This is a genomic window from Streptomyces albiaxialis (assembly GCF_039530985.1).
In the GTDB taxonomy this organism is placed as follows: Bacteria; Actinomycetota; Actinomycetes; order Streptomycetales; family Streptomycetaceae; genus Streptomyces; species Streptomyces albiaxialis.
This window is the reverse complement of sequence record NZ_BAAAPE010000001.1, coordinates 380,708-406,724: the sequence shown is the minus strand read 5'-3', so window position 1 is coordinate 406,724 and position 26,017 is coordinate 380,708. Positions and strand designations below refer to the sequence as shown.

At 72.8% G+C, this 26,017-nt stretch carries 23 protein-coding genes; 14 read left to right on the top strand and 9 right to left on the bottom strand.

What is annotated here, in order from left to right; all coding sequences use genetic code 11:
* The first annotated feature begins 38 nt into the window (after positions 1–38).
* From ABD343_RS01835 to ABD343_RS01820, 4 genes are all read left to right on the top strand, one after another.
* On the top strand, positions 39–950 hold the full coding sequence (locus tag ABD343_RS01835; protein ID WP_344523196.1) for an SDR family oxidoreductase: 912 nt from the start codon (positions 39–41) through the stop codon (positions 948–950).
* A 170-nt stretch (positions 951–1,120) separates the two neighbouring features.
* Positions 1,121–2,332, top strand: a complete 1,212-nt coding sequence (locus ABD343_RS01830) for an acyl-CoA dehydrogenase family protein (RefSeq protein ID WP_344523194.1) — start codon at positions 1,121–1,123, stop codon at positions 2,330–2,332.
* 38 nt (positions 2,333–2,370) lie between these two features.
* Positions 2,371–3,888, top strand: coding sequence for an aldehyde dehydrogenase family protein (locus tag ABD343_RS01825; RefSeq protein ID WP_344523192.1), 1,518 nt, complete (start codon positions 2,371–2,373; stop codon positions 3,886–3,888).
* A 36-nt stretch (positions 3,889–3,924) separates the two neighbouring features.
* A complete protein-coding gene (locus ABD343_RS01820) occupies positions 3,925–4,992 on the top strand; it encodes a Zn-dependent alcohol dehydrogenase (protein WP_344523191.1) in 1,068 nt (355 codons plus the stop codon).
* Positions 4,993–5,013: 21 nt separating this feature from the next.
* On the opposite strand, the gene ABD343_RS01815 is transcribed toward ABD343_RS01820, so the two are convergent.
* On the bottom strand, positions 5,014–6,009 hold the full coding sequence (locus ABD343_RS01815; protein ID WP_344523189.1) for a GlxA family transcriptional regulator: 996 nt from the start codon (positions 6,007–6,009) through the stop codon (positions 5,014–5,016).
* A gap of 71 nt (positions 6,010–6,080) precedes the next feature.
* Here ABD343_RS01815 and ABD343_RS01810 point away from each other — a divergent pair, with 71 nt between their 5' ends.
* Positions 6,081–7,403 (top strand): MFS transporter, encoded by a 1,323-nt coding sequence (locus ABD343_RS01810; protein WP_425578079.1) that lies wholly within the window; start codon positions 6,081–6,083, stop codon positions 7,401–7,403.
* Between the two features lie 4 nt (positions 7,404–7,407).
* Here ABD343_RS01810 and ABD343_RS01805 read toward each other — a convergent pair whose 3' ends face one another.
* Positions 7,408–8,430, bottom strand: coding sequence for a GlxA family transcriptional regulator (locus ABD343_RS01805; protein ID WP_344523187.1), 1,023 nt, complete (start codon positions 8,428–8,430; stop codon positions 7,408–7,410).
* 71 nt (positions 8,431–8,501) lie between these two features.
* Here ABD343_RS01805 and ABD343_RS01800 point away from each other — a divergent pair, with 71 nt between their 5' ends.
* On the top strand, positions 8,502–9,299 hold the full coding sequence (locus ABD343_RS01800) for an NAD(P)H-dependent oxidoreductase (RefSeq protein ID WP_344523185.1): 798 nt from the start codon (positions 8,502–8,504) through the stop codon (positions 9,297–9,299).
* Here ABD343_RS01800 and ABD343_RS01795 read toward each other — a convergent pair.
* Genes ABD343_RS01795 through ABD343_RS01785 form a run of 3 tightly spaced genes read right to left on the bottom strand, consistent with a single transcriptional unit; the run spans position 9,266 to position 13,162 of the window.
* Positions 9,266–9,916, bottom strand: coding sequence for a flavin reductase family protein (locus ABD343_RS01795; protein WP_344523184.1), 651 nt, complete (start codon positions 9,914–9,916; stop codon positions 9,266–9,268). The two genes, ABD343_RS01800 and ABD343_RS01795, sit on opposite strands and share 34 nt — an antisense overlap.
* Positions 9,917–9,969: 53 nt before the next feature.
* Positions 9,970–10,857: an enoyl-CoA hydratase/isomerase family protein gene (locus tag ABD343_RS01790; RefSeq protein ID WP_425578078.1), complete on the bottom strand. Its 888-nt coding sequence runs from the start codon at positions 10,855–10,857 to the stop codon at positions 9,970–9,972.
* Positions 10,858–10,870: 13 nt separating this feature from the next.
* Positions 10,871–13,162 carry an acetate--CoA ligase family protein gene (locus ABD343_RS01785; protein WP_344523182.1) on the bottom strand — a complete coding sequence of 764 codons (2,292 nt, stop codon included), beginning with the start codon at positions 13,160–13,162 and terminating at the stop codon, positions 10,871–10,873.
* Positions 13,163–13,538: 376 nt separating this feature from the next.
* Between ABD343_RS01785 and ABD343_RS01780 the strand changes: the two genes are divergently transcribed.
* Positions 13,539–13,949, top strand: coding sequence for a cupin domain-containing protein (locus ABD343_RS01780; RefSeq protein WP_344523181.1), 411 nt, complete (start codon positions 13,539–13,541; stop codon positions 13,947–13,949).
* 236 nt (positions 13,950–14,185) lie between these two features.
* Here the strand turns inward: ABD343_RS01780 and ABD343_RS01775 are convergent, their stop codons facing one another.
* Entirely contained in the window at positions 14,186–15,328 is a 1,143-nt protein-coding gene (locus ABD343_RS01775) for a flavin-containing monooxygenase (RefSeq protein WP_425578077.1), read from the bottom strand.
* 146 nt (positions 15,329–15,474) lie between these two features.
* Here ABD343_RS01775 and ABD343_RS01770 point away from each other — a divergent pair, with 146 nt between their 5' ends.
* From ABD343_RS01770 to ABD343_RS01760, 3 genes are read left to right on the top strand one after another with little or no spacing between them, the layout of a single operon-like run.
* Positions 15,475–15,924: a DoxX family protein gene (locus ABD343_RS01770; RefSeq protein ID WP_344523180.1), complete on the top strand. Its 450-nt coding sequence runs from the start codon at positions 15,475–15,477 to the stop codon at positions 15,922–15,924.
* A complete protein-coding gene (locus ABD343_RS01765) occupies positions 15,924–16,379 on the top strand; it encodes a Zn-ribbon domain-containing OB-fold protein (RefSeq protein WP_344523179.1) in 456 nt (151 codons plus the stop codon). The genes ABD343_RS01770 and ABD343_RS01765 overlap by 1 nt, the downstream gene beginning before the upstream one ends.
* A 45-nt stretch (positions 16,380–16,424) precedes the next feature.
* Entirely contained in the window at positions 16,425–16,919 is a 495-nt protein-coding gene (locus tag ABD343_RS01760) for a GNAT family N-acetyltransferase (RefSeq protein WP_344524334.1), read from the top strand.
* Positions 16,920–16,969: 50 nt separating this feature from the next.
* Here the strand turns inward: ABD343_RS01760 and ABD343_RS01755 are convergent, their stop codons facing one another.
* Together ABD343_RS01755 and ABD343_RS01750 are read right to left on the bottom strand one after the other, a co-directional pair.
* On the bottom strand, positions 16,970–17,776 hold the full coding sequence (locus tag ABD343_RS01755) for a polysaccharide deacetylase family protein (RefSeq protein ID WP_344524332.1): 807 nt from the start codon (positions 17,774–17,776) through the stop codon (positions 16,970–16,972).
* A 186-nt stretch (positions 17,777–17,962) separates the two neighbouring features.
* Complete coding sequence (locus tag ABD343_RS01750) at positions 17,963–19,135, bottom strand: thiolase C-terminal domain-containing protein (protein WP_344523178.1); 1,173 nt, start codon at positions 19,133–19,135, stop codon at positions 17,963–17,965.
* Between the two features lie 114 nt (positions 19,136–19,249).
* On the opposite strand from ABD343_RS01750, the gene ABD343_RS01745 reads away from it, so the two are divergent.
* Both ABD343_RS01745 and ABD343_RS01740 read left to right on the top strand, forming a co-directional pair.
* Complete coding sequence (locus ABD343_RS01745; RefSeq protein ID WP_344523177.1) at positions 19,250–20,572, top strand: acyl-CoA dehydrogenase family protein; 1,323 nt, start codon at positions 19,250–19,252, stop codon at positions 20,570–20,572.
* A complete protein-coding gene (locus ABD343_RS01740; protein ID WP_344523176.1) occupies positions 20,572–21,051 on the top strand; it encodes a nitroreductase/quinone reductase family protein in 480 nt (159 codons plus the stop codon). The genes ABD343_RS01745 and ABD343_RS01740 overlap by 1 nt, the downstream gene beginning before the upstream one ends.
* 61 nt (positions 21,052–21,112) lie before the next feature.
* Here the strand turns inward: ABD343_RS01740 and ABD343_RS01735 are convergent, their stop codons facing one another.
* The gene (locus ABD343_RS01735) at positions 21,113–21,760 is read right to left on the bottom strand and encodes a TetR family transcriptional regulator (RefSeq protein WP_344523175.1); all 648 of its coding nucleotides are present in this window, start codon (positions 21,758–21,760) and stop codon (positions 21,113–21,115) included.
* 333 nt (positions 21,761–22,093) lie between these two features.
* Between ABD343_RS01735 and ABD343_RS01730 the strand changes: the two genes are divergently transcribed.
* The gene (locus ABD343_RS01730; RefSeq protein WP_344523174.1) at positions 22,094–22,939 is read left to right on the top strand and encodes a VOC family protein; all 846 of its coding nucleotides are present in this window, start codon (positions 22,094–22,096) and stop codon (positions 22,937–22,939) included.
* Between the two features lie 279 nt (positions 22,940–23,218).
* Entirely contained in the window at positions 23,219–26,005 is a 2,787-nt protein-coding gene (gene afsK, locus ABD343_RS01725; protein WP_344523173.1) for a protein serine/threonine kinase AfsK, read from the top strand.
* The last annotated feature ends 12 nt before the right edge of the window (positions 26,006–26,017 follow it).

Here is a 26,017-nt window from a genome sequence, read left to right as displayed (position 1 = left end):
TCTAACGGTCCGTCAGAAAACTCGGGAAGGGGCGCGGCGTGGGGAACTTCCTGTCAGGCAAGGTCGTCGCCGTCACGGGCGCGGGGCGGGGCATCGGGCGCGCGGTCGCGCTCGCCTGCGCCGCCGAGGGCGCCAAGGTCGTCGTCAACGACTACGGGGTCTCCATCGAGGGCGGCGAGCCCGAGAGCGAGGTCGCCGAGGCCGTGGCGAAGGAGATCGTCGCGGCGGGCGGTGAGGCCGTGGCCGTCGCCGACGACGTCTCGACGATGGACGGCGGCCAGCGGATCGTGGACACCGCGCTCGCGCGCTACGGGCGCGTGGACGGCGTCGTCTGCGTCGCCGGCATCTTGCGCGAGCGGATGCTCTTCAACATGACCGAGGACGAATGGGACCCCGTCGTCGCCACCCACCTCAAGGGCACCTTCACCCTCTTCCGCGCCGCGAGCGCCGTCATGCGCCGCCAGGGATCCGGCGCGCTCATCGGCTTCACCAGCGGCAATCACCAGGGCTCGGTCTCCCAGGCCAACTACGCCTCGGCCAAGGGCGGCATCATCTCCCTCGTCCGCAGCGCGGCCCTGGGCCTGCACAAGTACGGCGTCGTCGCCAACGCCGTCGCGCCCGTCGCCCGCACCCGGATGTCGGCCAACGTGCCCATGGAGCTGAAGGAGATCGGCGAGCCCGAGGACGTCGCCCCGCTCGTCGTCTATCTGCTCAGCGACCGCGCCAGGGACGAGGAGATCACCGGGCAGGTCTACACCGTCGCCGGGCCCAAGATCGCCGTATGGGCCCAGCCGCGCGAGCTGCGCGCCGCGTACGCGGACGGGCACTGGACCCCGGAACAGATAGCCGACCACCTGCCCGGAACGGTCGGCAAGGACCCGATGCCGATGCTGGAGCGGCTGAAGGAGATGGCGCGGGCGGCGGCCAACAAGGAACGCCCCAACGCCTGACGCGCCCCCTGGACCCCTGGATCCCTGGCCCCTGGACCCCTGGATCCCTGGGCCCCTGGGCCCCTGGGCCCCTGGGCCCCTGGGCCCCTGGGCCCCTGGGCCCCTGGGCCCCTGGGCCCTGCGCACCCCGACGCCCGTGACCTCTTCAGGAAGGGCAGGAGGAGCCGGCCATGGATTTCGCCCTCACCCCCGAGGACGAGGACTTCCGCGCCGAGGCCCGCGCCTGGCTCGGCGCGCACCTCGTCGGCGAGTACGCCCGCGCCGCCGGACAGGGGCGCCCCGGCAGCGAGCACGAGGCCACCGGCGTACGCCGCCGCTGGGAACGCGAACTCGGCGGCGCCGGATGGATCGGCCTCGGCTGGGACCCCCCGCACGGCACCTACGGCAACAGGTCGGCGACCCTCATCCAACAGGTCGTCTGGGCCGAGGAATACGCCCGCGCGGGCGCACCCGGACGCGTCGGCCACATCGGCGAGAACCTCCTCGCCCCCACCCTCCTCGCCTACGGCACCGAGGAGCAGCGGCGCCGCTTCCTCCCCGCCATCGCGCGCGGCGAGGAACTGTGGTGCCAGGGCTACAGCGAGCCCGGCGCGGGCTCCGACCTCGCCGCCGTCCGCACCTCGGCCGTACGGGACGAGGGCGGCAGCGGCGACTACCGGATCACCGGCCAGAAGATCTGGACCTCGCTCGCCCAGGACGCCGACTGGTGCTTCGTCCTGGCCCGCACCGAGGAGGGCGCCAGGGGGCACCGGGGTCTCTCCTTCCTGCTCGTGCCCATGGACCAGCCGGGCCGGATCGAGGTCCGGCCGATCCGGCAGATGTCGGGAACCTCGGAGTTCAACGAGGTCTTCTTCGACGGCGCCGCCGCCCGGGCCGAGCACCGGGTCGGCGCCGAGGGCGACGGCTGGCGCGTCGCCACCGGACTGCTCGCCCTGGAGCGCGGCGTGTCCACCCTCGTCCAGCAGATCGGCTTCGCCGCCGAACTGGACGAGGTGCTGCGCTCCGCCCTGCGCACCGGCGCGGCCCGCCGCGACCCCGTCCTGCGCGATCAGCTCGTCCGCGCCTGGGCCGAGTTGAGGACCATGCGCTGGAACGCGCTGACCACCCTCGGCGGCGGCGAGGACCCCGGAGCGCCCAGCGTCGCCAAGCTCCTCTGGGGCGGCTGGCACCAGCGCCTGGGGGAGCTGGCCATGCGCGTACGCGGCGCGGAGGCGGCGCTCGGCCCCGACGACTGGTCGCCGGAGCACCCCTACGAACTCGACGCCTGGCAGCGGCTGTTCCTCTTCACCCGCGCCGACACGATCTACGGCGGCTCGGACGAGATCCAGCGCACCATCCTCGCCCAGCGCGTGCTGGGCCTGCCCAGAGAGGCACGCACGTGACCGAGAGGCACGCGCACGTGACCGAGAGAGGCACGCACGTGACGACGACACCGCGCACACCCACGGCGCCCCCGGCACCCGGAACCGGCCCGGCGCCGCGCGCCCACCAGCACTGGATCGACGGCTCATGGCACCAGCCGGCGGCCGGGCACTACGAGATCACCAACCCCGCCACCGAGGAGCCCGTCGGCCTCGCGCCCGAGGGCGGCGCGGACGACATCGACGCCGCCGTGCGCGCGGCCCGTGCGGCCCAGGAGGCCTGGGCCGCCACGGCGCCCGAGGAACGGTCCGCCGTGCTGGACCGCGTCGCCACGCTCCTCGCCGAACGGGGCCGCGACCTCGTGCCGCTGCTCCAGGCCGAGACCGGCGCCACGATGAAGGTCGCACGCGGCATGCAGATGCCGACCGCCGCCGACCGCTTCCGCCGCTACGCGCGCGGTGCGCTCGAACCGGACACCGTGCCGCTGGCGCCGCAGCCCGTGAAGGCCAGCGCGCTGGCCCCCGGCGGACTGCTGGGCGCGGCGGCCGTGCGCCGTCCCGTCGGGGTCGTCGGCTGCGTCACCTCCTACAACTTCCCCGTGGTCAACCTGGCCGGGAAGGTCGCGCCCGCGCTCGCGATGGGCAACGCCGTCGTGTGCAAGCCCGCGCCGCAGGACCCGCTGACCTGCCTGGAGCTGGGCCCACTGCTCCAGGAGGCCGGGCTGCCGGACGGCCTCTACAACGTCGTCACCGGCTCCGGCGCCGCGACCGGGGAGGCCCTGGTCGCGCATCCGGACGTCGACATGATCAGTTTCACCGGCTCCACCTCCGTGGGAAAGAAGATCGCTGAGTCCGCGGCGCGCACGATGAAGCGCACCTTGATGGAACTGGGAGGAAAAGGGGCAGCGCTGATCATGGAGGATGCCGGGGAGAGCATCCGCAGCGCGGCTTTGGGCTCGGTCGCCTCGACCTGGGCTTTTCACAGCGGCCAGATCTGCACGGCGCCGACGCGCGTGCTCGTGCACCACTCGCACTACGACGAGTTCGTGACTGCGCTTTCACAGTACGCCGCGTCAATGCGGGTTGGGGATCCCACGGAAGAGGGAACCCTCGTCGGCCCGTTGATCTCCGCGGCCCAGCGCGACCGCGTCGAGGCGTACGTGCAGGGCGCCCGGGACCAGGGGGCAAAGATCCTCGCGGGCGGCGAGCGCCCGGCCGCGCCCGCCACCGGCTTCTACGTGGCCCCGACGCTCATCGCCGGAGTCACCCCCGAGATGACCGTGGCCCGCGAAGAGCTGTTCGGGCCCGTCGTCGTGGCCCTGCCCTTCGAGGACGACGACGAGGCCGTGCGGATCGCGAACGGGACGCCGTACGGCCTCTACGACTACGTGTTCAGCGGCGACGCGGGCCGGGCCTGGCGTCTCGCGGGCCGGCTGCGCAGCGGCAACGTCGGCATCAACACCGTGCAACGGCACCCCGAGACCCCCTTCGGCGGTTTCAAGGAGTCCGGCGTCGGCAGGGACGGCGGCTCCTTCGGGCTGCACGCGTACAGCGAACTCCAGTCCATCGTCTGGTGAGGACCGTCCGGTGACGGATCCGGTGAGGGAGGGGTCATGCGAGGCGTGATCTTCGAGGGTGAACGGGCCCAGGTCGTCGGCGACCTGGAGGTGCGCGCCCCCGGGCCCGGCGAGGTCCAGGTCGGCATCCGGGCCGCAGGTCTCTGCCACAGCGACCTGTCGGTGATCGACGGGACGATCCCGTTCCCCCGGCCCGTCGTGCTGGGGCACGAGGGCGCCGGCGTGGTCGAGGCGGTGGGCGAGGGCGTCGCGCACGTCGCGCCCGGCGACCATGTGGCGCTGTCTACGATCGCGAACTGCGGCATGTGCGCGGAGTGCGGGCGCGGCAGGCCGACCATGTGCCGCCGTGCCATCGGCAGGCCGGAGCGGCCCTTCACGCGCGGGGGCGAGCCGCTGTTCAACTTCGCCGCGCTCTCCGCGTTCGCGGAACGCACCGTCGTCAAGGCCGTCCAGGCCGTGCCGGTCCCCGAGGACATCCCCTTCACGTCCGCCGCGCTGATCGGCTGCGGCGTCGTCACGGGCGTGGGCGCCGCGCTCAACAGGGCGCTGGTGGAGCGCGGCGACTCGGTCGTGGTGATCGGTACGGGCGGCATCGGCCTCAACGTCATCCAGGGCGCGCGGATCGCCGGGGCCGGGGAGATCGTCGCGGTGGACGCCAACCCGGCGAAGGAGGGCGTGGCACTGCGGTTCGGCGCCACCCGGTTCGTGGACGCCTCCGCCGTGGACGACGCCCCCGCCGCGGTCCGGGAGACCCTTCCGGACGGCGCCGACCACGCATTCGAGTGCGTCGGCAGCACCGCGCTCATCCGGCAGGCCGTCGATCTGCTGGACCGGCACGGGCAGGCGGTGCTGCTGGGTGTGCCGCCCGCCGACGCCGAGGCGTCCTTCCGGGTCTCCTCCATGTACCTCGACAAGTCCATCCTGGGCTGCCGTTACGGCTCGTCCCGTCCGCAGCGGGACATCGCGCTCTACGCCGACCTGTACCGGCGGGGGAGGCTCCTCCTGGACGAACTGGTCACCGAGGTCTATCCGGTCGAGGACTTCGACAAGGCGGCCGACGACGCGCACCACGGACGGGTGGCCCGGGGGGTGCTCACGTTCTGACGGCGGTCACGCCGTGCGGGCTCACGTTCTGACGGCGAACGTCCGCCTGTAGGCCGCGGGGGAGACCCCGAGCGCCGAGTGGAAGTGCGACCGCAGCGAGGAGGGCGAGCCGAAACCGGCCGTCTCCGCCACCCGGTCGATCGCCATGTCGCTGCTCTCCAGTAGGTGCCGGGCCCGTTCGACGCGCTGCTGGGTGAGCCAGCGCTGTGGACTGAGCCCGGTCTCCTCGCGAAAGCGGCGCGTGAACGTCCGTACGCTCATCGACTCCCGTGCCGCCAGGTCGCGGAGGGTCAGCGGTCTGTCCAGATGGTCGAGCGCCCAGGCGCGGGCCGTGCCCGTGGTGCGGATGTCGGACTGCGGGACGGGACGGACGGTGAACTGGGCCTGCCCTCCGCTGCGCTGCGGCGGTACGACCGTACGCCGCGCGACCGAGTTCGCCACCTCGGAGCCGAAGTCCGAGCGCACCATATGGAGGCACAGATCGATGCCGGAGGCCACACCGGCGGACGTCAGGACGTCGCCCTCGTCCACGTAGAGCACGTCCGGCTCCAGGCGGACGCGCGGATAGAGCGCGCGGAAATGGTCGGCCGACGCCCAGTGGGTGGTCGCCCGCCGTCCGTCCAGCAGCCCGGCAGCGGCCAGGACGAAGGCCCCCGTGCAGATGGAGGCGATACGGGCGCCCGGCCGGATCCTGGCGAGGGCGTCGGAGAGCGGCGCCTCCAGGATGCCCGTCGTGAACGCGCCGTCCGTCTCGTGCGCGGCCGGAACGATCACGGTGTCCGCCTCTTCGAGGGCCTCGGGACCGTGGTCGACGTTGACGGTGAAATCCGCGTCCGTACGGACCCGGCCCGGCGCCGGAGCGGACGCGGTGCAGGTCACGACCTCGTACAGCAGGGTGTCGTCCGCCGTCTTGGAGCGGCCCATGAGGCGGTGCGGGATGCCCAGCTCGATGGGGAGCAGCCCGTGGCGCACGAGAACGGCCACCCGGTGCCGCTCGGGATACCGGAACACGCTCATGGCCCGATCCTCGCACACGATGGCCGTCGGGCCACTCGTGCGGCGTGATCGTCCCGCCGAGACTCGGTTCCGTGACGCAGACGACCGCATCGCATCTCACAGACGAGCCCCCGCCCTCCGGACCGCCCGGGAAGGACGGCACGGGCGGGCGGAAACCGCGGGTGCACCGTGCGTGGACCGTCGCCGCCGTGACCTTCGTGACGATCATCGGCGCCGCGGGCTTCGCCTCCATGCCGGGCCTGCTGATCGACCCGCTGCACGGGGAGTTCGGCTGGTCGCGCGGCACCGTCGGCTTCGCCGTCTCGGTGAACCTCGCGCTCTACGGGCTCACCGCGCCGTTCGCCGCCGCCCTGATGGACCGCTTCGGCATGCGCAAGGTGGTCGCCGTCGCGCTCACGACCATCGCGGCGGGGGCGGCGCTGACGACCGTGATGACCGCGAGCTGGCAGCTCGTGCTCTTCTGGGGCGTCCTCGTCGGCCTCGGCAGCGGCTGCATGGCCCTCGCGTTCTCCGCGACGGTCACCAACCGCTGGTTCGTACGGCGCAAGGGACTCGTGACCGGCATCCTGACGGCGGCCGGCGCCTCCGGGCAGTTGGTCTTCCTGCCCCTGCTGTCCTGGCTGATCGAGGAGTACGACTGGCGCCCCGCGGCCGTCACGGTCGCGCTGACCGCGCTCGCGGTGGTGCCGTTCGTCTGGCTGCTGCTGCGCGACCACCCGGCCGACGTCGGCCTCGCCCCGTACGGCGCGCCGGAGTTCGTGCCGAAACCACCGCCCCGTACGGGCGCGGGAAAGCGTGCCCTGCGCGTCCTGTTCGACGCCGCTCGGACGGGCCCCTTCTGGCTGCTCGCCGGGACCTTCGCGATCTGCGGCGCGACCACCAACGGACTGGTGAAGACACACTTCGTGCCGTCCGCGCACGACCATGGCATGCCGGTGACGGCGGCGGCCGGGCTGCTCGCGGTGGTCGGGGTCTTCGACGTGGTGGGCACCATCGCGTCCGGATGGTTCACGGACCGTTTCGAGGCGCGCCGTCTGCTCTCCCTGTACTACGCGCTGCGCGGCGTCTCCCTGATGTTCCTGCCGATGTTGCTCGCCCCGAGCGTCCACCCGCCGATGATCTTCTTCATCGTCTTCTACGGCCTCGACTGGGTGGCCACCGTGCCGCCCACGCTCGCCCTGTGCCGCGAGCACTACGGCGAGGACAGCGCGATCGTCTTCGGCTGGGTCCTCGCCTCGCACCAGGTGGGCGCCGGGGTGGTGGCGTTCCTGGGCGGGGTCGCACGGGACGTGTTCGGCTCGTACGACGTCGTCTGGTACTCCTCGGGCGCCCTGTGCGCCGTCGCCGCGCTGATGGCCCTGGTGATCCGGAGGGGCCGCGCGGACCAGGGGTGAGGGTTCACGGGACGGCGGGGGACGCGGGCTGGACGCGGAAGGTGCGGCGGTAGGCGCGGGGTGAGACGCCGATGACGGCCCGCATGTGCTGGCGCAGGGACGCGCCCGTGCCGAAGCCCGCGTCCGCGGCGATACGGTCGACGCTCAGATCGGTCTCCTCCAGCAACTGGCGCGCGTGGTCGATCCGCTGCCGGGTGAGCCACTGGACCGGGGTCTGCCCGGTCTCCTCGCGGAAACGGCGCGTGAACGTCCGTACGCTCATCGACTCCTGGGCCGCCATCTCGCCCAGCGACACGGGGCGGTCCAGATGGCGCAGGGCCCACGCGCGCGCGTTGCCCGTGGAGGAGCGCTGTGCCGGTGGCACCGGGCGGGGGATGAACTGGGCCTGCCCTCCGTCCCTGTGGGGCGGTACGACCGTTCTGCGGGCCACCGTGTTGGCGACGGCCGTGCCGTGGTCGCGGCGGATGATGTGGAGGCACAGGTCGATGCCGGACGCCTCGCCGGCGGAGGTGAGCACGTCGCCCTCGTCCACGTAGAGCACGTCCGGGTCTACCTCGACACCGGGGTATCTCGCGCGGAAATCGTCGACCGAGCGCCAATGGGTCGTCGCCCTCCGCCCGTCCAGCAGTCCGGCAGCGGCCAGAACGAAGGCCCCCGTGCAGATGGAGGCGATACGGGCGCCGGGCCGGATGCGGGCCACGGCGGCGGCGAGCGGCGGGGGCAGCGTGCCGTCCGTCTCGGTCTCGTCGGCCACGTGCGTCGCCGGGACGAGCACCGTGTCGGCCTCTTCCAGCGCCTCGGGGCCGTGGGCGACATGAATGGGGAAATCGGCGTCCGTAGGGACGGGACCGGGCGCCGGGGCGCACGTCACCACCTCGTACAGGGGCTCGCCCTCGGGGGACTCCGCGTAGCCGAAGAGCTGATGGGCGAGGCCCAGCTCCATGGGCATCACGCCCTCGCGCACCAGCACCGCGACCCGGTGGGGACCCTCGCCGTTCCCCGGGTTCCGTTCCTGGAAGACACTCATGGCCAGATTCTTTCACATGCTGACGATATGGCCACTCGTTCCCCGCGTCCCGGCCGCGCAGGATCGAGGGCATGAAGGTGCTCTGGATATTCGCCCACCCGGAAGCGGGCTCACTGAACGGCTCCCTGCGCGACGAGGGCGTACGCGCCCTGCGCGAGCAGGGGCACGAGGTACGGCAGTCGGACCTGTACGCCATGGGATGGAAGGCGGTCGTGGACCGTACGGACGTCGCGTTCGACGACGGGGACCACGGCCGGATGGTCGTAGGCGACGCCCAGGAGGCCGCCTACCGGGCGGGCACGCTCAGCCCCGACATCCGTGCCGAGCAGGAGAAGCTCGAATGGGCGGACACGGTGGTGCTGCACTTCCCCCTGTGGTGGTTCGGCCCGCCCGCCATCCTGAAAGGCTGGTTCGACAGGGTGCTCGTCCAGGGCTTCGCCCAGGTGGTCACCGACGCGGAGGGACGCACGCGCCGCTACGGCGACGGGGGACTCGCGGGCAAGCGCGCCCTCGTGGTGACGTCCGTGGGCGCGCGGGAGTCCTCGTTCGGCCCGCGCGGGGTGCACGGCGACCTCAACGGCGTCCTCTTCCCCGTGCACCACGGGGTGTTCTGGTACACGGGCATGCGGGCGCTGCCGCCCTTCGCGGTCTACGGCGCGAACAGGCGCTTCACCGAAAGGGACTTCAAGGAGTACGCCGACGCCCTCCGCGCGCGTCTGGAGGGGCTGGAGTCCGACATGCCCCTGCCCTTCCGGTACGAGGCGGGCGGCGACTACGACGACGACCTGGTGCTACGGCCGGGCGTGGCCCCCGGCCGCACGGGGATCGACGCGCACTACGAGGAGAACGTGCCCAGTGTCCCCCGGTGAAACAGGAGTGGTGCCACCTCGTCGTCCCGCGCGGCGTCCAGGGCGCGCACCCGGCCGACGACGATGAGGTGGTCGCCTCCCGTGTGCACGGCGTGGATCTCGCAGTCGATCCACGCGGCGACGCCCTCCAGGAGCGGCGACCCGGTCACCGGCGACGGCGTGTGCGCGACCCCGGCGAACTTGTCCCCGCCGCTCACCGCGAACCCCCGGCACAGCTCGCCCTGTCCCGCCGTCAGGATGTTCACGCAGAAGACCCCGGCGCGGGCGATACGCGGCCACGTCGTGGACGTACGGGCGACCATGAACGAGACCAGCGGCGGGTCCAGCGAGAGCGAGGCGAAGGACTGGCAGGCGAACCCCGCCGGGGCCCCGCCGTCCGCACCGGCCTCCGCGTCCTCTGTGCCCTCCGCGTCCTGGGCCGCGGGGGCCGTCACGACGGTGACGCCGGAGGCGAAGTGGCCGAGCACGCGGCGGAACTCGCCGCCGTCGACGGGGGCGCGCTCGTCCTCGCGGACGGCGCGCAGGGGCGGGCGGGGGAGCGAGGCGGGCGCGGGCGGCGCACCGACCGCGCGGAGGTAGCGCACTGCGGTGGCCGCCATCCCTGCGTGTCCCATCATGTATTCATTGAATCTGATGGTTCGTCAGATTGGAAGGGTCGTACGGGCAGGCTCTACCGCCCTTCGAAGCGGGGCGTACGCCGTTCCGTGAAGGCCGCCACGCCCTCCTGCGCGTCCCGCGTGGTCATGTTGACCTCCTGGGCCTGCGCCTCGGCGGCGAAGGCAGCCGAACGGCCGCCGTCCAGGGCGTCGTTGACCAGGCGCTTCGTCAGCGCCAGTGCCCGCGTCGGGCCCCGCGCCAGCCGCTCCGCCCAGTCCCGGGCCGTCTTCTCCAGCTCGTCGGCCGGGACCACGCGGTTCACCAGACCCATGCGTTCCGCTTCCGCCGCGGACAGCGAGTCGCCGAAGAACATCAGCTCCTTCGCCCGCTGCGGCCCCACCAGCCTGGGCAGCAGATACGCGCCCCCGCCGTCCGGCACCAGGCCGCGCCGCACGAACACCTCGACGAACTTCGCCTCCTCCGAGGCCAGTACGAGGTCGCAGGCGAGCGCGAGATGCGCGCCGATGCCCGCCGCCGTGCCGTTCACGGCGGCGAGCACCGGCTTCTCGCAGTCCAGGACCGCGGCGACGAGCCGCTGCGCGCCGCGCTCGATGGTCCGTGCCACGTCCCCGGCGACGCGCGCACGTCCCGTGCCGGGGGAGCCCCGAAGGTCGGCGCCGGCGCAGAACCCCCGGCCCCTTCCGGTGATCACGACGGCCCGTACGTCCGGGTCGGCGGAGGCCTCGGAGAGCAGCGAGATCAGGCGTTCCCGCTGGTCCCAGGTGAGGGCGTTGAGGGCGTGGGGGCGGTCGAGCGTGATCCACGAGACGCCGTTGTCAGTGGCGTGCTCTACAACTGTCTCCAGGGACCCCCCGGGTGTCGGCACGGGGGCGTTGGACGCCCGGGGAGGTCCCGTATCCGATCCATGGGGTTCGGGAGAGTCGGGAGAGGAGGACGTCATGGGTGGGCTCCCTTCAGCCGCAGACCGCGAGCGCGTCGAGTGCCACGGCGCCCTGTCCGCGCGGCAGCACCACCAGGGGGTTGATGTCCAGCTCGGCGAGCTGCCCCGGCCCGTTCCCGCTCAGCTCCAGCGCCATGCGCTGCACCCGGAGCACGACCTCGACGAGGGCGTCCACGTCGGCGGGCGGCCGCCCCCGCACGCCGTCGAGCAGCGCGGAGCCGCGCAGTTCGGCGAGCATGTCGCGGGTCTGGTCCTCGCCGAAGGGCGGGACGCGGACGGCCGAGTCGCGCAGGACCTCCACCAGCACCCCGCCGAGGCCGACCGTGACCGTCGGGCCGAAGAGGTCGTCCTGCGCGATGCCGACGACCATTTCGACGCCGGGGTCGACCATCTGGCAGACGAGCACGCCGTCCAGCTCGATGCCCTCGGCGCGGGCGATCTCGGCGAGTTCGCGATAGGACTCGCGGACCTGGCTCGCCGAGGTGAGCCCGACCTTCACCAGGCCGTAGTCGCTCTTGTGCGCGAGCTGCGGGGCGGACGCCTTCATCACGACCGGGTAGCCGACCTGCGCGGCGGCGCGGACGGCGCCCGCCGCGCTGGTCACGAGCTTCTCGCGGGGCACGCGGATGCCATAGGCGCGCAGGAGCTGCTTGGCGGAGTGCTCGCTGAGCTGCTGATCGGGCCGGAGCAGGGCCTCCCCTTTGCGGAACGAGGGGGAGGGAGTGCGCGGCGCCTCCGCGAACGGGGAGCGGTAGTCGCGGGTGAAGCGGTGGTGCCCGAGATAGGCGCGGACGGCCCCGACGCAGTTGGCGAACGTACGGAAGGTGGCGACGCGGGACGAGCCCAGCAGCGTCTTCCGGTAGGCGTCCTCGGTGCCGACGGGCGAGCCCCACACGACGCAGACCAGCTTGCCCGTGGCCTCGGCGGCGTCGACCAGGTCCTGGGCGAGCTTGTCGCTCATCGGGGGGAACGGACCTGTGATGGGGCAGATCAGCACGCCCACCTCCGGGTCGGCGAGGATCGCGTCGATGATCTTCCGCCCGCGCCAGTCGCCCACGGGGTGGCCGCCGTTGTCGATCGGGTTGGCCACGGACAGATAGTCCGGTATCCACTGGTGCAGCTCGGCCTGCTTCTCCTCGGAGAGCGTCGGCAGGGTGAGCCCCTCGGCCGTCGCCAGGTCCGAGAAGTGCGCGCCGGTGCCGCCGGATATCGCGTAGACGGCGACACCGTCGGCCTGCGGCGGGCGCGCGCGGGCCAGCAGCGCCGAGGTGTCCTGCAGCTCGTCCAGGCCGTTCACCCGGATCACGCCGTACTGGCGCATCGCCGCGTCCACCGTGGCGTCGGCGCCCGTGAGCTTCCCGGTGTGGGACGCGGCCGTACGGGCGCCCGTCTCGGTGCGGCCGACCTTCACGGCGACGACGGGCACGCCCTCGCGCGCCGCCCGGTCGGCGGCGAGCAGAAAGGCACGCCCGTCCTTGAGCCCTTCCACATACGCGGCGATGGCGCCGACCTCGGGCCGTGAGGCGAAGTAGGAGATGAAGTCGGCCGTCTCCAGGTCGGCCTCGTTCCCGGTCGGCGCCCAGTGGGAGAGCCGGATGCCCAGCTCCTGGAGGGCGAAGACGGGGCGGCCCTGGTGACCGGACTGGGTGATCAGCGCGATGGCCGGTCCTTCGAGGTCGTCACGGAAGCGCTCGAAGGCGTTCAGGTTGGTGTTCGGGCCGAGCAGCCGCAGCCCGGAGCGGGCGGTGACCTCGGCGAGCTTCGCCTGCGCCGCCGCGCCGTCCTCGCCGGTCTCGGCGAAGCCGGAGGCGAACGCGACGGCGAACCGGGTCTTGGTGTCCGCCAGTTGCCCGACCACGGGCAGCGGGTCGGCGACGAGGAGCACGGCGAGATCGACGGGCTCGGGAAGGTCGGCGACGGAGGGGACGCAGGGCAGGCCGAAGACCGTCTCCCGCGTGGGATGCACGGGATGGAGTCGCGCTCCGACGCGTTCCGACCAGGAGAGGAGCTGCCGGGTGATCCCCGTGTTGGGCCGCCCCTCGGCGTCCGAGGCGCCCACGACGGCGACGGACTCGGGCCGGAAGAGCCGGTCGAGGTCGGGCACGGCCGCGTGCAGGGGGCGTCCGCTGACGTCGAGGGCGACGGCGTCCGCGGTGCCGTCGGCGTCGGCCCCGCCCGTGCCGGAGCGGACGCCGCCGGGCGCCTGTCCGTGGACGACGCCGACGCCGGAGAGCTGCTCGCCACAGGCCAGCACGCGTGCCGAGCGGGGGGTGGTGGTGAGGGTGCCGTGAGTCGATCCGAGCATCGTTCTCGCCCACTCCTGTCGGTGGCCAACATAACTGACGCACTGTCAGATTACTGAACTGACAGGGTGTCAGGAAGTGCGGCGGCACGATCGCCGGAGGGGGTTCCTCACTCGTCTACCCCGCGCCCGGCGCGCTCATGTGGCGACCGGGTGCCCACGGCCGGGCCCCGGCCCCGCCCCCGGGCCGCACGCGGCCCGCCCGCGTACGCCCCGCCGGTCACCCCGAGCGCGGGCACCACGGGCACCAGCGCGCACGGCCCGGCATCGACCGGGCCGTCGCGGTCCTGGCCCGTCTGCTCGCCGAACGAGTGGTCCCCTCTCGGCGTCGCCGAATGGGTCCCGCTTCCGGTACGGGACGCGGCCTAGCGTCACTCACATGGAGACGCCGAACGGATCCAACGCCGTCCTGACGACACTGATGCACGAGGTGCCCCCCTTCCTCCCCGAGGGCGCCGAAGGGATGACCATGACCTTCGAACTCCCGCCGGGCGACCCCGGCACGCCCCCGCACCGTCACACCGGACCGGTGTTCGGCTACATGCTGGAGGGCGAGATGATCTTCGAGCTGGAGGGCGAGCCCGAACGCGTCGTCCGCGCCGGAGAGGCGTTCTGGGAGCCCGGCGGCGACGTGATCCACTACCAGACGGCCAACCGGCTGACCGACCGCTGGAGCCGCTTTGTGGTCGTCATGGTCGGCGTCCCCGGCGAGGAGATGCTCACGTACGTCGACGAGGAGGAACTCGCCGCCCGCCGCGACCGCCGAGCGCCCCGCCCGGACGCCGGATAACGGCACGGACGGGGCGGCCGGGGCCGACAGGGCCGACACGACCCACGGGCCGGACAGGGCGGGCCGCGGTCCCTAGGGGGTGTCTGACCAATGCCCGCGGCGTCGCGGTGTCTGGCACGCACGTTCGCGGCGTTGCCGAAACGCCCTAGTAGCTCCGCTACGAGGGCGCTCCGGCGCCTTGCGATCGCACGCACCAGACACCGCTCCTTCTCCCGCGCTCATTTGTCAGACACCCCCTAGGCCGCCGCGCGGGCGATGGCGCGGGCTATTTTCGGGGCGTCCAGCGCGAGTTCGCGGAGCATGCCGCTGATGGGGTTGGTGAACCCTGTGAAGTGCAGCCCGGGGGCCGAGGGATGCGTGCGGTGCCCGTGCGCGCGGGGACGCCCTGTCGCGTCCAGGACGCCGAGATGGCCCACCAGGTCCTCCAGGCCGCGCCGGAACCCCGTGGCCGCGATGACCACGTCCGGGCGTGCCGTACCGCCCCCGGCGAGGCGCACCACGGGCCCGTCGAACGACTCGACGGCCGGAACGGGCTCGACGCGCCCGCGCCGTACGGCGCCGACGAGGCCCACGTCCTGCACCGGGATCGACCCCTCCCGCGCCCGCGAGAACAGGCCCGTCTCCGGGCGCGGCAGTCCGTGCGCCGTCAGATCGGGCACGGACATCCGTGTGAGCCGCGTGGCGAGGCGGTCCGTCAGGCCGGGCGGCAGCCTGCGGCAGAGGATCGCGCTGCGCTGCGCGGGCCAGCCGAGCGTGGTGCGGCGCACGATGTGCGGCGGGGTGCGCACGGAGAGGCGTACGCGCCCCGCGCCGTGCGCGGCCAGTTCCGCGGCGATCTCGGCGCCGGTGTTGCCCGCGCCGACGACCAGCACGTTGCGGTCCGCGTACGGCGACGGGCCGCGGTAGCGGGAGGCGTGCAGCAGCTCGCCCGGGTAGGAGTCGCGGCCCGGCCAGGGGGGCAGGTGCGCCGTGTGGTTGTAGCCGGTGGCGACGACCACGGCGGGAGCGGTCAGGCGCCGTCCCCCGTTGGCGTGCAGGACCCACCGGTCGTCCCGGCGCTCGACGGTGTCCACCTCGACGCCCGTCGCGACCTCGATCCCGTGGTGCGCCGTGTACGCCTCCAGGTAGCGCACCAGGTCGTCACGGGCGACCCAGCGGCCGTACTCGCGAGGGATGGGGAGGCCGGGGAGTGCGGAGAGGGCGCGGGTGGTGTGCAGCCGGAGCCGGTCGTAGTGTCCGCGCCAGGAGGCGCCCACGGAGTCGGACTTCTCCAGGACGACCGCGCTGATGCCGCGTTCCTTGAGCGCCGCGGCGGTGGCCAGGCCGCCGGGGCCGGCGCCGATGATCTGGACGGGCGAGCCGTCGTCGGACATGGGCATGACCAGAATCCTAGTGACCGCGCGCGGGCCGCGGGACTGTCGGCCCCGGAAATTGCATGGTGAACGCCCCTTGCGGGTTCGTGCCCCTTCCGGTGAACTGACGTGCCGTCAGATCACGGAGCACGGGGTGGAGTGCGGGGTGACCCATGGACACCGTCTGGCTCAGCGGGGCCGAATGGCTCGCGGTGCTGCGCATAGGGCTCGGCCTGTGGTGGCTGGAGAGCTGGCGGCACAAGGACAAGAAGGCCTGGTTCGAGCGCGGGACGGGCATCGCCTGGGCCGCCGACGTGGCCTCCAAGCACCGCTGGGCGACGGTCGCCAGGGGCTTCGACACGGTCGTGAAGCCCCGCCCCAGGGCCATGGCGTACGTCGTCGTCTACGCCGAACTCGCCGTCGGCCTCGGGCTCGTCGCGGGCCTTCTGACGCCCGTGGCGCTCGTGGGCGGACTGCTGCTGAACCTGCTCTATCTCGTCCTGATGATCCATGACTGGGCCGAGCAGGGGCAGAACAGCATGATGGCGCTCATCTCCCTCGTCGCGCTCCTGGGGATGAGCTGGCAGACCTGGTCGCTCGACGCCGCAGGGGGGCTCTTCTGATGGGAACGGGGACGGGAGCGGGCGCGCGGTTCGACCTTCCGCAGACGGACGCGTTCACACGTCCGTACTGGGAGGCGGCCGCGCACGGACGGCTGCTGCTGCGCCGCTGCCGGGCGGACGGATGCGGGAAGGCGCACCACTATCCGCGCGAGTTCTGCCCCCGCTGCTGGAGCGAGGACGTCACCTGGGAGGAGGCGAGCGGCGACGCGACCCTCTACACCTGGTCCGTGGTCCACCGGAACGACCTGCCGCCCTTCGGGGAACGCGTCCCCTATGCCGCCGCGGTCGTCGAGCTGGCCGAGGGGCCCCGCATGATGACCGAGATCACGGACTGTCCGGAGGACCGGCTGCGCGTCGGAATGGCACTGCGTGTGTCCTTCAGGGAGGTACGCGCCGACGACGGTACGGAGGTGGCCGTACCGGTCTTCCGGCCGGTGGGCGTGCCCGGGCGTTAATCCCTCGCCCCTCCGAGGGGCGCGCGGCATCCTGACGGCGTGGACATCACCATCCGAGAAGCGACAGCGGCCGACTGGCCCGCCATCTGGCCGTTCTTCCAGGAGATCTGCGCGGCCGGCGAGACCATTCCGTATCCGGCCGACATCGGCATGGACGAGGGGCGCGAGCTGTGGATGGTCGGCCCTCCCGGCCGTACGGCCGTCGCGGTGGACGCCGCGGACGACGGACGGGCGCTGGGGACGTCCAATATGTACGCGAACCGTGCGGGCGGCGGTGCCCACATCTCCAGCGGCAGCTTCATGGTCGCGTCCCACGCGCGCGGCCGGGGCGTCGGCCGGGCCCTCGGCGAGGACATGCTCGACTGGTCGCGCCGGAACGGCTTCCGGGGCGTCCAGTTCAACGCCGTCGTGGAGTGCAACCAGCCCGCCGTCACCCTCTGGAAGTCCCTCGGCTTCGAGGTCCTCGGCACGGTGCCGGAGAGCTTCCACCACCCGTCCGAGGGGTACGTCGGGCTGCACGTCATGTACCAGCGGCTCTGAGAGGCGCTCGGCGGTCCTGAGAGACGCTCAGCGGTCCTCAGGGGCGCTTCTCAGGGCCGGTAGATCTTCCCGGGCTCCGGGGCGCCGGGGGCGAGCAGATCGGGCACGGTGACGAACGTGTAGCCCTTCTTCTTCAGCGCCTTGATGATCCCCGGCACGGCGGGGACCGTCCCCTTGTAGATGTCGTGCAGCAGGATGATGCCGTCCCGGTCGGTCTGCTCCAGGACGCGCTTCTTGATGAGCGCCGAGTCCGTCGTCCGGTAATCCTTCGCGGTGACGCTCCACAGCACCTGGGAGACCCCGAGGTCCTCGCAGATCTTGGTGATGTTCTCGTCCGTACGCCCCTGGGGCGGGCGCATCAGCGTGGGCTCGGTGCCGGTGAGCTTCTCGACCGAGCGCTGCACGCGGGAGATCTCCTCGCGCACCTCGTCGTCCTTGAGGTCGGTCAGGATCCCGTGCGACCAGGTGTGATTGGCCACCTCGTGCCCCTCGTCCGCGATGCGCCGGACCAGGTCGGGGTGCTTGGTGATGTGCTTCTTGCCGAGCAGGAAGAAGGTCGCGGGGACCTTCTCGTCCTTCAGGATGTCCAGCAGCCGGGGCGTGTTCGCGCTGGGCCCCGCGTCGAAGGTGAGCGCGACGCACTTCTCCTCGCGGCAGTCCGGGTGCCCCGAGGCCACGGCGGCCTTGCTCGTGCCCTTGGCCCCGCCCTTGCCCGCCGCCTGCGGCGCCGGGTGGTTGCGGGCGTCCGCCGGGGACGTGGTGTCGACCTCGGCGCACCCGCTCAGCGCCAGCGTGGCGGCCACCGCCGTGAGCAGGGACAGGGACGCCGTCGCTCTCGTTCGTATGCCTTTGATCATCACTCGGCGCACTATACACGGCGTGTATATATCGAGTGTATAGAGAACGGCTGGATACGACGACTGGAGATGGTGAGTATAGACGGGGTGTATAGGCGGACGTACGCGGGCCGTGCGGACCGCCCGGGCTGGGCGATCCGGCCGGGCTGGGCGCCCCGGCCGTACGGGCCGGACCGTGGCTTCGGTTCAGTCGCGGCCGAGGACGACCGTGCCGGACGAGCAGAACCAGCCGCCCGTGCCCGAGGCGACCGCGAGGGCGGGAGGCGTCCCGTCCGGGCGTACGACCTGGCGGCCCTCGCCCGCCTCGCCCCGTAGCTGCCGTACGGCCTCCACGAGCAGGAACAGCCCGCGCATCCCCGGATGGCACGCGGAGAGGCCGCCCCCGTCGGTGTTCACCGGCAGTTCGCCCCCGCGCAGCAGCCGCCCCTTCTCGACGAACGCGCCGCCCTCGCCCTTCGCGCAGAAACCCAGGTCCTCAAGGGTCACCAGGGTCATGTAGGTGAAGGCGTCGTAGATCTCGGCGATGTCGATGTCCCCGGGGGTGACTCCCGCGCGGGCGAAGGCGTCCCGGCCGGACGCGGCGGCGGGGGAGACCGTGAAGTCGTCCCATTCCGACATGGTCGTGTGCGACAGGGAGGTGCCCGAACCGAGCACCCAGACGGGCCGCTTCGGGACATCGGCCATCATGTCCTCGGCGACGAGCAGAACGGCGCATCCCCCGTCCGACCGGATGCAGCAGTGCAGTTTGGTGAACGGGTCCGCGATGACCGGCCCGGCCAGCACGTCGTCCACGGTGATCGGGTCGCGGTACATGGCGTCCGGGTTCGTCGCCGCGTTGGCCCGCGCCTGGACGGCCACTTCGGCGAGCTGCTCCAGCGTCGTGCCGTATTCGTGCATGTGGCGCCGCGCGGCCATCGCGTACTTGGCGACGAGGGTGTGTCCGTAGGGGACCTCGAACTGGAGCGGGCCCCCGGAGCCGAAGGAGAGGTTCGCGGTGCGCCGTTTGGCCTTGAGGTCGGCCCGCGCGGTCGAACCGTAGACCAGCAGGACGGCGTTCGCGTGCCCCTGGGCGATGGCATCGGCGGCGTGCGCGGCCATGACCTCCCAGGTGGCGCCGCCGACCGAGGTCGAGTCCGTCCAGGAGGGGCGGAGTCCCAGGTACTCGGCGACCTCGGCCGGTGCGAGCGTGCCGAGTCCGGCCGAGGCCAGGCCGTCGATCCGGTCGGGGGTGATGCCCCCGCCCGCGTCGGCCAGCGCCCTGCGCGCGGCCTGTGCGTGCAGCGCGTACGCCGTCGCGTGGTCGACGCGGCCCGTGTCCGAGAGGGCCGCTCCGGCTATGGCTACCCGGCGAGGAGACATGGATCTGACGGTACATCAGATTACGGATTATGGGTGCCGTCCCGGGCGCGTACCCCTGGGCTTCTTCCGCGCGTGTCCCTAACATGACGGGCCGTCAGATGAGGGGAGCTGTCGATGGATGCCTCGTTCAGTGAGGAGCAGGGCGCGATCCAGCGGGCCCTGCGCGACGTCCTGGCCGCCCGGTCGGAGTCCGACGACGTCAAGGCGGCCGTACGCACGGAGGCCGGGTACGACAAGGAGCTGTGGGGCAGCCTCGCGCGGGAGCTGGGGCTGCCCGGCCTGGCGCTGCCCGCCGAGTACGACGGGGTGGGCTGCGGCACCGTCGAACTCGCCCTGGCCTTCGAGGAGGCGGGCCGCGTCCTGCTGCCCTCGCCGCTCCTCGCCACGGCCGGGCTCGCGGCGCCCCTCGTGGCCGCCCTCGGCACCGAGGAGCAGCGCCGGGCCCTGCTGCCACCTCTCGCCTCCGGAGAGCTGACGGCGACCCTCGCGGTGGCCGCCGGGGCGCTCCCGCTCGCCCTCGGCCTGACGGGCGGCGGCACGACCGCGCCGGACGGGGCGCCCGGCGGGACCGGGAACGGCGGGACCGGGAACGGCTGGTCCGGGAACGGCTGGTCCGGCGACGGCCGCGCCGGCGGCATCCAGGCGCGGCGCGACGGAGAGGTCTGGCGGCTGTACGGGGAGGCCGCGCAGGTCCTGAACGGACACACCGCCGACCGTCTGGTCGTCGCGGCCCATACGGGCGGCTTCGCGCGCAGCCGCACGCTTCTCTTCCTCGCCGGGCACGAGGAAGCGGAACCGCACGACAGGGGACGCGACCCGCGCGGACTCGTCCGTGTCCGTCAGACCGCGCTGGACGAGACCCGTACGGTCGCCCGACTCGAACTGCGCGACGTGCCCGCCGTATTGCTGGGCGAGAGCGACGAGGCGGACGTGTCCGGCGCTCTCGTTCGGGCGGGGGCCAGGGTGGCCGCGCTGCTGGCGGCCGAGGCCGTCGGCGCGGCGGACAGCGCGCTCGGCAGGACCGTCGAATACACCACCCTGCGCGAACAGTTCGGCCGTCCGGTCGGTTCGTTCCAGGCGGTGCAGCACCGGCTGGCCGATGTGTACGTCCAGGTGCGTACCGCACGGTCGGCCGCGTACTACGCGGCGTGGGCCGCCGACGCCGACCCCGGGGAGGCGGAGACCGCGGGCGGCCTGGCCCTCGCGCAGGCGCTGGAGGCGCTCCGGCTGGCGGCGGGAGAGGCCGTCCAACTGCACGGCGGCGTCGGTTTCACCTGGGAGCACGCGGCACATCTCTACTTCAAGCGCGCCGCGGGGGACGACCTGCTGTTCGGGCCCGTCCACCGGCTGCGCGCCCACGCCGCCGAACGCGCGGGCCTCTTCGCGCGGGGCGCGGCGGACCGTACGGTGGAACGGCCGGAGAGGGTGGCCGTCTGATGGACAGGATGAAGGCGATCCAGAAGGTCTCGTCCACCCGGACGTTCGCGAGGGTCGCCCCGCATGTGATCCCCGTGCTCGACCGCGCGGTCCACCGCGCGACGCGCGGACGGACGATGATCAGCACTCAGATGCTGCCCGGAGTGGTGCTCACCTCGACAGGGGCGAAGAGCGGACAGCCGCGCCGTACGCCGCTGGCGTGCATGCCGGAGAAGGAGCGCGGAAGCTGGCTGCTGGTGGGCAGCAACTTCGGCAGACAGGGACACCCCAACTGGACCGCGAACCTGCGGCGCCATCCGGACGCCGAGATCAGTTGGCACGGGACCGACATCGCCGTACGGGCACGCCAGTTGGAAGGGGCGGAGCGGGAGGAGGCGTGGGCGGAACTGCTGCGGTTCTGGCCGCCGTACGCGGTGTACCAAAAGCGCATCGAGCGGCGTATCCGGATTTTCCGGCTGGAACGCAGAGCGCCGCTCTGACCCCTCCGGCCCTATGGGCGCATGGTGAGGGGGTACGGGAGGAGGGGCAACCGGAAGGGCGCTATTTGGTGGGCTTCTTCTCGGTCACGCCCATGTAGACCAGAAGCGCCAGACTGGGCTTCAGCTCGGCCTGCTTGACGCCCCAGCTCTGGAAGCCCTTCTGGTGCCCCGCGACGGAGGCCAGCATGGCGACCAGGGAGCCCGCGACGGCCGTCGCGTTCACGTCCTTGTCGACCTTGCCCTTGGACTGGAGATCCTTGATCGAATCGGCCAGGGAGTTGTTCACGGAGTTCAGGATCTTCATGCGGATCTTGTAGAACCGCTTGTCGCCCTCCGCCGCTCCCAGGTCGACCACGCGCAGGATCGCGTCGTTCTTCCGCCAGAACGACAGGAAGCCCTCGACCAGGTCCTGGGCCGTCTGCCAGCCGGCCTTCCCCACCCAGGAGCGCCCCGCGACCAGTTCGGTGAGGGACGCGCCTTCCTTCGCCATCGATTCGGCGATCTCCAGGACCGCGCCCTCGACGTCGGGAAAGTACTGGTAGAAGGTCGCAGGGGACGTGCCCGCTTTCCGTGCGACGTCGATGACCTTGACGTCGCGGTACGGCGACGAGCTGAGCATCTCGCTGAGGCAGTCGAGCAGCTTCTGCCGCGTCGCCTGACCACGGCGACCGGCCACCCGGCCGTCGACGGTTCGAACTTGTCCTGTCATGCCGTCAGCTTACCGAGGGGTGATCCACCCGCGATTCGTCCGCATGCAAATGGGTGCGGGCGCTTTCCGGGCCGGGCGAGCGGCCCGTCGGAACGGTGCGAGAAAACGACGGAATGGAGCGAGAAAACGGCCATACGGAGCGGGAATGCGCCCCTCCGTGGTCGCAAAACAGCCCCGTGGCGCGGGGGAGCGGCCGGAACCGGCCGGGTGCCCTACGGGATGCCCGCGTTCCGCGGCACACCCGCCCCGCCGCCGTTACGGTTCCTCCCGGGGGATTCCACGAACTCCACATCGCAACGCACCGGACGGACGCGTGATCGGGAGGAAGGGAACATGGGCGCAGGGGCACGGGACTTCGCCGAGGGGGAGCCTTGCTGGACGGACGCCATGCTGTCCGACGTCGAGGCGGGCAAGCGGTTCTACGGCGAGCTGCTGGGCTGGACGTTCGGCGATCCGGTCGCCGAGCGTGACGCCTACACGTTCGCGCTGCTCCAGGGGCGTGAGGCGGCGGCCCTGTTCGCCAAGCCGGACGGCCGGATGCCGACCGCCTGGAACCTCTACCTGGCCACCGCCGACGCCGAGGCCGCCCTCGCCCGTGTCCGGCAGGCGGGCGGCCAGGTGCTGATGGGGCCGATGCGCGTGCCCGGCATGGGCACCAACGCGTTCGCCACCGACCCCTCGGGTGCCGCCTTCGGCCTCTGGCAGCCCGAGGAGCGCTCCGGCTTCGGGGTCGTACGGGAACCGGGCGCGTACGTCTGGAGCGAACTGCTGACCCGTGAGGAGGACGCCGAGGCCGTCGACTCCTTCTACGCCGCGGTCTTCGGATACGGAACGTACAAGGCCGACTTCGGGGAGGACAGCGAGGCGGCAGGTCAGGACTTCGCCGTCTGGACCCCCGCGGACGTCGGGCACGCGGCCGCCGGGGGCGGCGCGGACGACAGCGCGGCGGTCTGCGGGCGCGGATTTCTCGGCGCCACCCATCCGCCTGAGATGCCGCCGCACTTTCTTCCGTACTTCTCGGTGACCGACTGCGACGCCGCCGCCGACACGGCCGTACGGCTCGGCGGCAGGGTGCGCGGGGGCCCGACGGACACGGCCTACGGGCGACACGCCCTGCTCGTCGACGATCAGGGGGCCGATTTCGCGGTGCTGCGTCCCGGGCCTCTGGACCGGGAGTGACACCGTGGCTGACCAGCGCGAGGCCGGTCGCTGACCAGCAGGAGAGAGGAATGCCGGACTCATCCGTACCTGATGTGCTTTGCCGTGGCACGAAGACACTTACGAGCCGCCCCCGGGTTCGCAACCGTGGCCTTCGCCAGGAAGAATCAGCCTCCGGACCGCCAGGTCCGGCACGGCAGTGAGAAGCTGCACGGGGCGGTAGTACGGAGTACGCAGCACGCGGTGAGCAGGGCAGGCAGCCGCGAGGACGCAAGGCCCCCACGGGGAGGTGGCAGGCAAGTGGTGGAGCAGCTTACGCAGCACGATCCGCGGCGGATCGGCCCGTTCGAGGTGCTCGGCCGTCTCGGTGCCGGCGGAATGGGGCTGGTCTACCTCGCGCGCTCGGCCTCCGGCAGGCGCGTCGCGATCAAGACGGTGCGGACCGAGCTGGCGGAGGACCAGCTCTTTCGTGTGCGTTTCACGCGCGAGGTCGAGGCGGCCCGGGCGGTCAGCGGCTTCTACACGGCCGCGGTCGTCGACGCCGACCCCCGCGCGGCCGTGCCGTGGCTGGCCACCGCCTACGTCCCCGCTCCCTCCCTCGAAGAAATAGTCAATGACTGCGGCCCCCTCCCCGTCCAGGCCGTGCGCTGGCTGGCGGCGGGTGTGGCCGAAGCCCTCCAGTCCATCCACGGCGCCGGTCTCGTCCACCGCGACCTGAAGCCGTCCAACGTGCTGGTCGTCGAGGACGGGCCCCGGGTCATCGACTTCGGCATCGCCTCGGGCGTCTCCAACACCCGGCTGACGATGACCAACGTCGCCGTCGGCACGCCCGCGTACATGTCGCCCGAGCAGGCGAGGGACTCACGCAGCGTCACCGGCGCGAGCGACATCTTCTCGCTCGCCTCGACGCTCGTCTTCGCCGCCACGGGGCACGCGCCCTTCCACGGCGCCAACCCCGTCGAGACGGTCTTCATGCTGCTGCGCGAGGGCCCGGACCTGGAGGGCCTTCCGGACGATCTGCGTCCGCTCATCGAGTCCTGCATGCGCATGGCCGCCGAGGAACGCCCCTCGCCCGCCGATCTCCAGTCGCAGCTCGCCCCGCATCTCTTCGCCTCGGGCAGCGACGACAGCGGCACGGTGTCGGCCTGGCTGCCCTCGACCGCCGTCACGCTGATCGAGCGGCGCCGAGGCGGCCGTTCCTCCCGCATCCGGCAGGCGGCCGCCTCCGGGGCCTCCGGAGGCGCTCAGGCGCCCGCTGAGGGCCTCGGCGCGGCGGCAGGCCCCGGTGGCCCCGGTCACGGCGGTCCGGACGGCCACGGCGGTCCTGGTGGTCCCGGCGGCCACGCGGGGCAGCCCGTACGGGCCTCCGGCGACGGCGCGGGGCCCTCCGTGGCCGCTCCGCCCGCACACGGTGCGCCTCCCGTCGAGCCCCCGCCGCACGAGCCCGCGCACGCCTGGCACGGCGGGCACGAGGCCGCGGGCCAGGGCGCTCCCGGCCACGGCATCCCCGGCGGCCCCGGAGGCCCCGCGGCCGTCGGGGGCGGGGCGAGCGGCGTGGCGCCCGCCTCCAAGGTCTTCGACCAGGGCTCGGCCCCGGCGCCCCAGGGCGGCCCCCTGGACGGCGGTCCCGTACGGCTGCCCGGTTCGCACGTGCCCATCGGACCCGGCCCGCGCCGTTCCGACGACCCCGCGCGCGACCCGGACGCGGGCCCCGCCACCGGATGGGTGCGTCCGCCCAACGGGGCGGCACCGCACGCGCCGCCGCCCCCGCACGCCCCGTCCGTCCAGGGCGCGCCCGGGACCGGCACGGGAGTCGCGGGAGCCGGGGGGCCCGCCCCGCACGCCGCCCCGCAGCGGCCCCAGCGGCACGGATCCGACGCGCACGCACCCCGCACCCAGCACGGCCCGCCCACCGGGCCGCCGCCCCAGGGGCAGCCCTCGGCGGCGCCGCCGCGCTGGCGGCCCTGGCGCTTCCGGATGTCGAACGACGTATGGGGCTCGCCCGTCGTCGCCGACGACCTGCTCTACGTCACCTCCTTCGAGGTGCACGCCCTCGATGTGGCCAGTGGGCGCAGGCAGTTCAAGACCCGCGAGGTCGCCTGGTCGATGGCCGTCTCCGGCGGGCGCGTGCACGCCTCGGACGGACCGAGTCTCTACGCGCTGGACGCCACCGACGGCTCCGAGCGGTGGCGCCTGGCCACCGACGGGTGGGTCTATTCGCTCCAGGTCGACCGGGGCACCGTCGTCACCGGTACGCGCGGGGGCGGCGTCCAGGCCTGGGAGGCCGCGAACGGCGAGAAGCTGTGGGAACTCTCCGGCGCCCAGGCCGACTTCGAGACCCCTGAGGGCGGCCCCGTCATCACCGGCGGTGTCGTCTACATGTGGAGCGACGACGGCCGGCTGTACGCGCTGGAGGCCCGTACGGGCGCCGAGCACTGGTCGTACCCCGTCGGGGACGCCTCGGCGACGGGCGGAGTGCCGGTCCGGCTGACCGTGGCCGACGATGGCGTGGTCTATGTGTGCGCCGGGTCGCGCGTCTTCGCGCTGGACGGGACGACGGGGGCGGAGCGCTGGCGCTTCGACGCGCCCGCCGCGTTCCTCTGTCCGCCCGCCTTCGTGCCGGGACCGGCCGTCGCGGGCGGCGGCATCTACCTCGCGGACTACCTGGGCACCGTCTACGCCCTGGACGCGGCCAACGGGCACGACCGCTGGCGGATCGCGACCGAGGCCCGCCACTCGACGGAACCGGTCATCACCGCCGACGGCCTCGTCCACCTGGGCAGCGGCAGCGCGCTCTACACGCTCGACGCGGTGAGCGGCACGCCCCGCTGGCGGTTCGCGACCGGCGCCGACGTGGTGGGCGCGCCCGTCGTCGCCGAGGGGCGCGTCCATTTCGGCTCGGCCGACCACTGCCTGTACACGGTGGACGCGGTCGGCGGGCAGCTCCGCTGGAAGCTGGCCACCGGCGGGGAGATCACCGGCTCGCCCGTCGCCTCGGGCGGTGTGGTCTACGCGTGCAGCAAGGACCGCTGCGTGTACGCGCTCGACGCGGCGAAGGGGACCGGTCAGTCCCGTTCCTCGGCCTGACGCCCGCCGTTC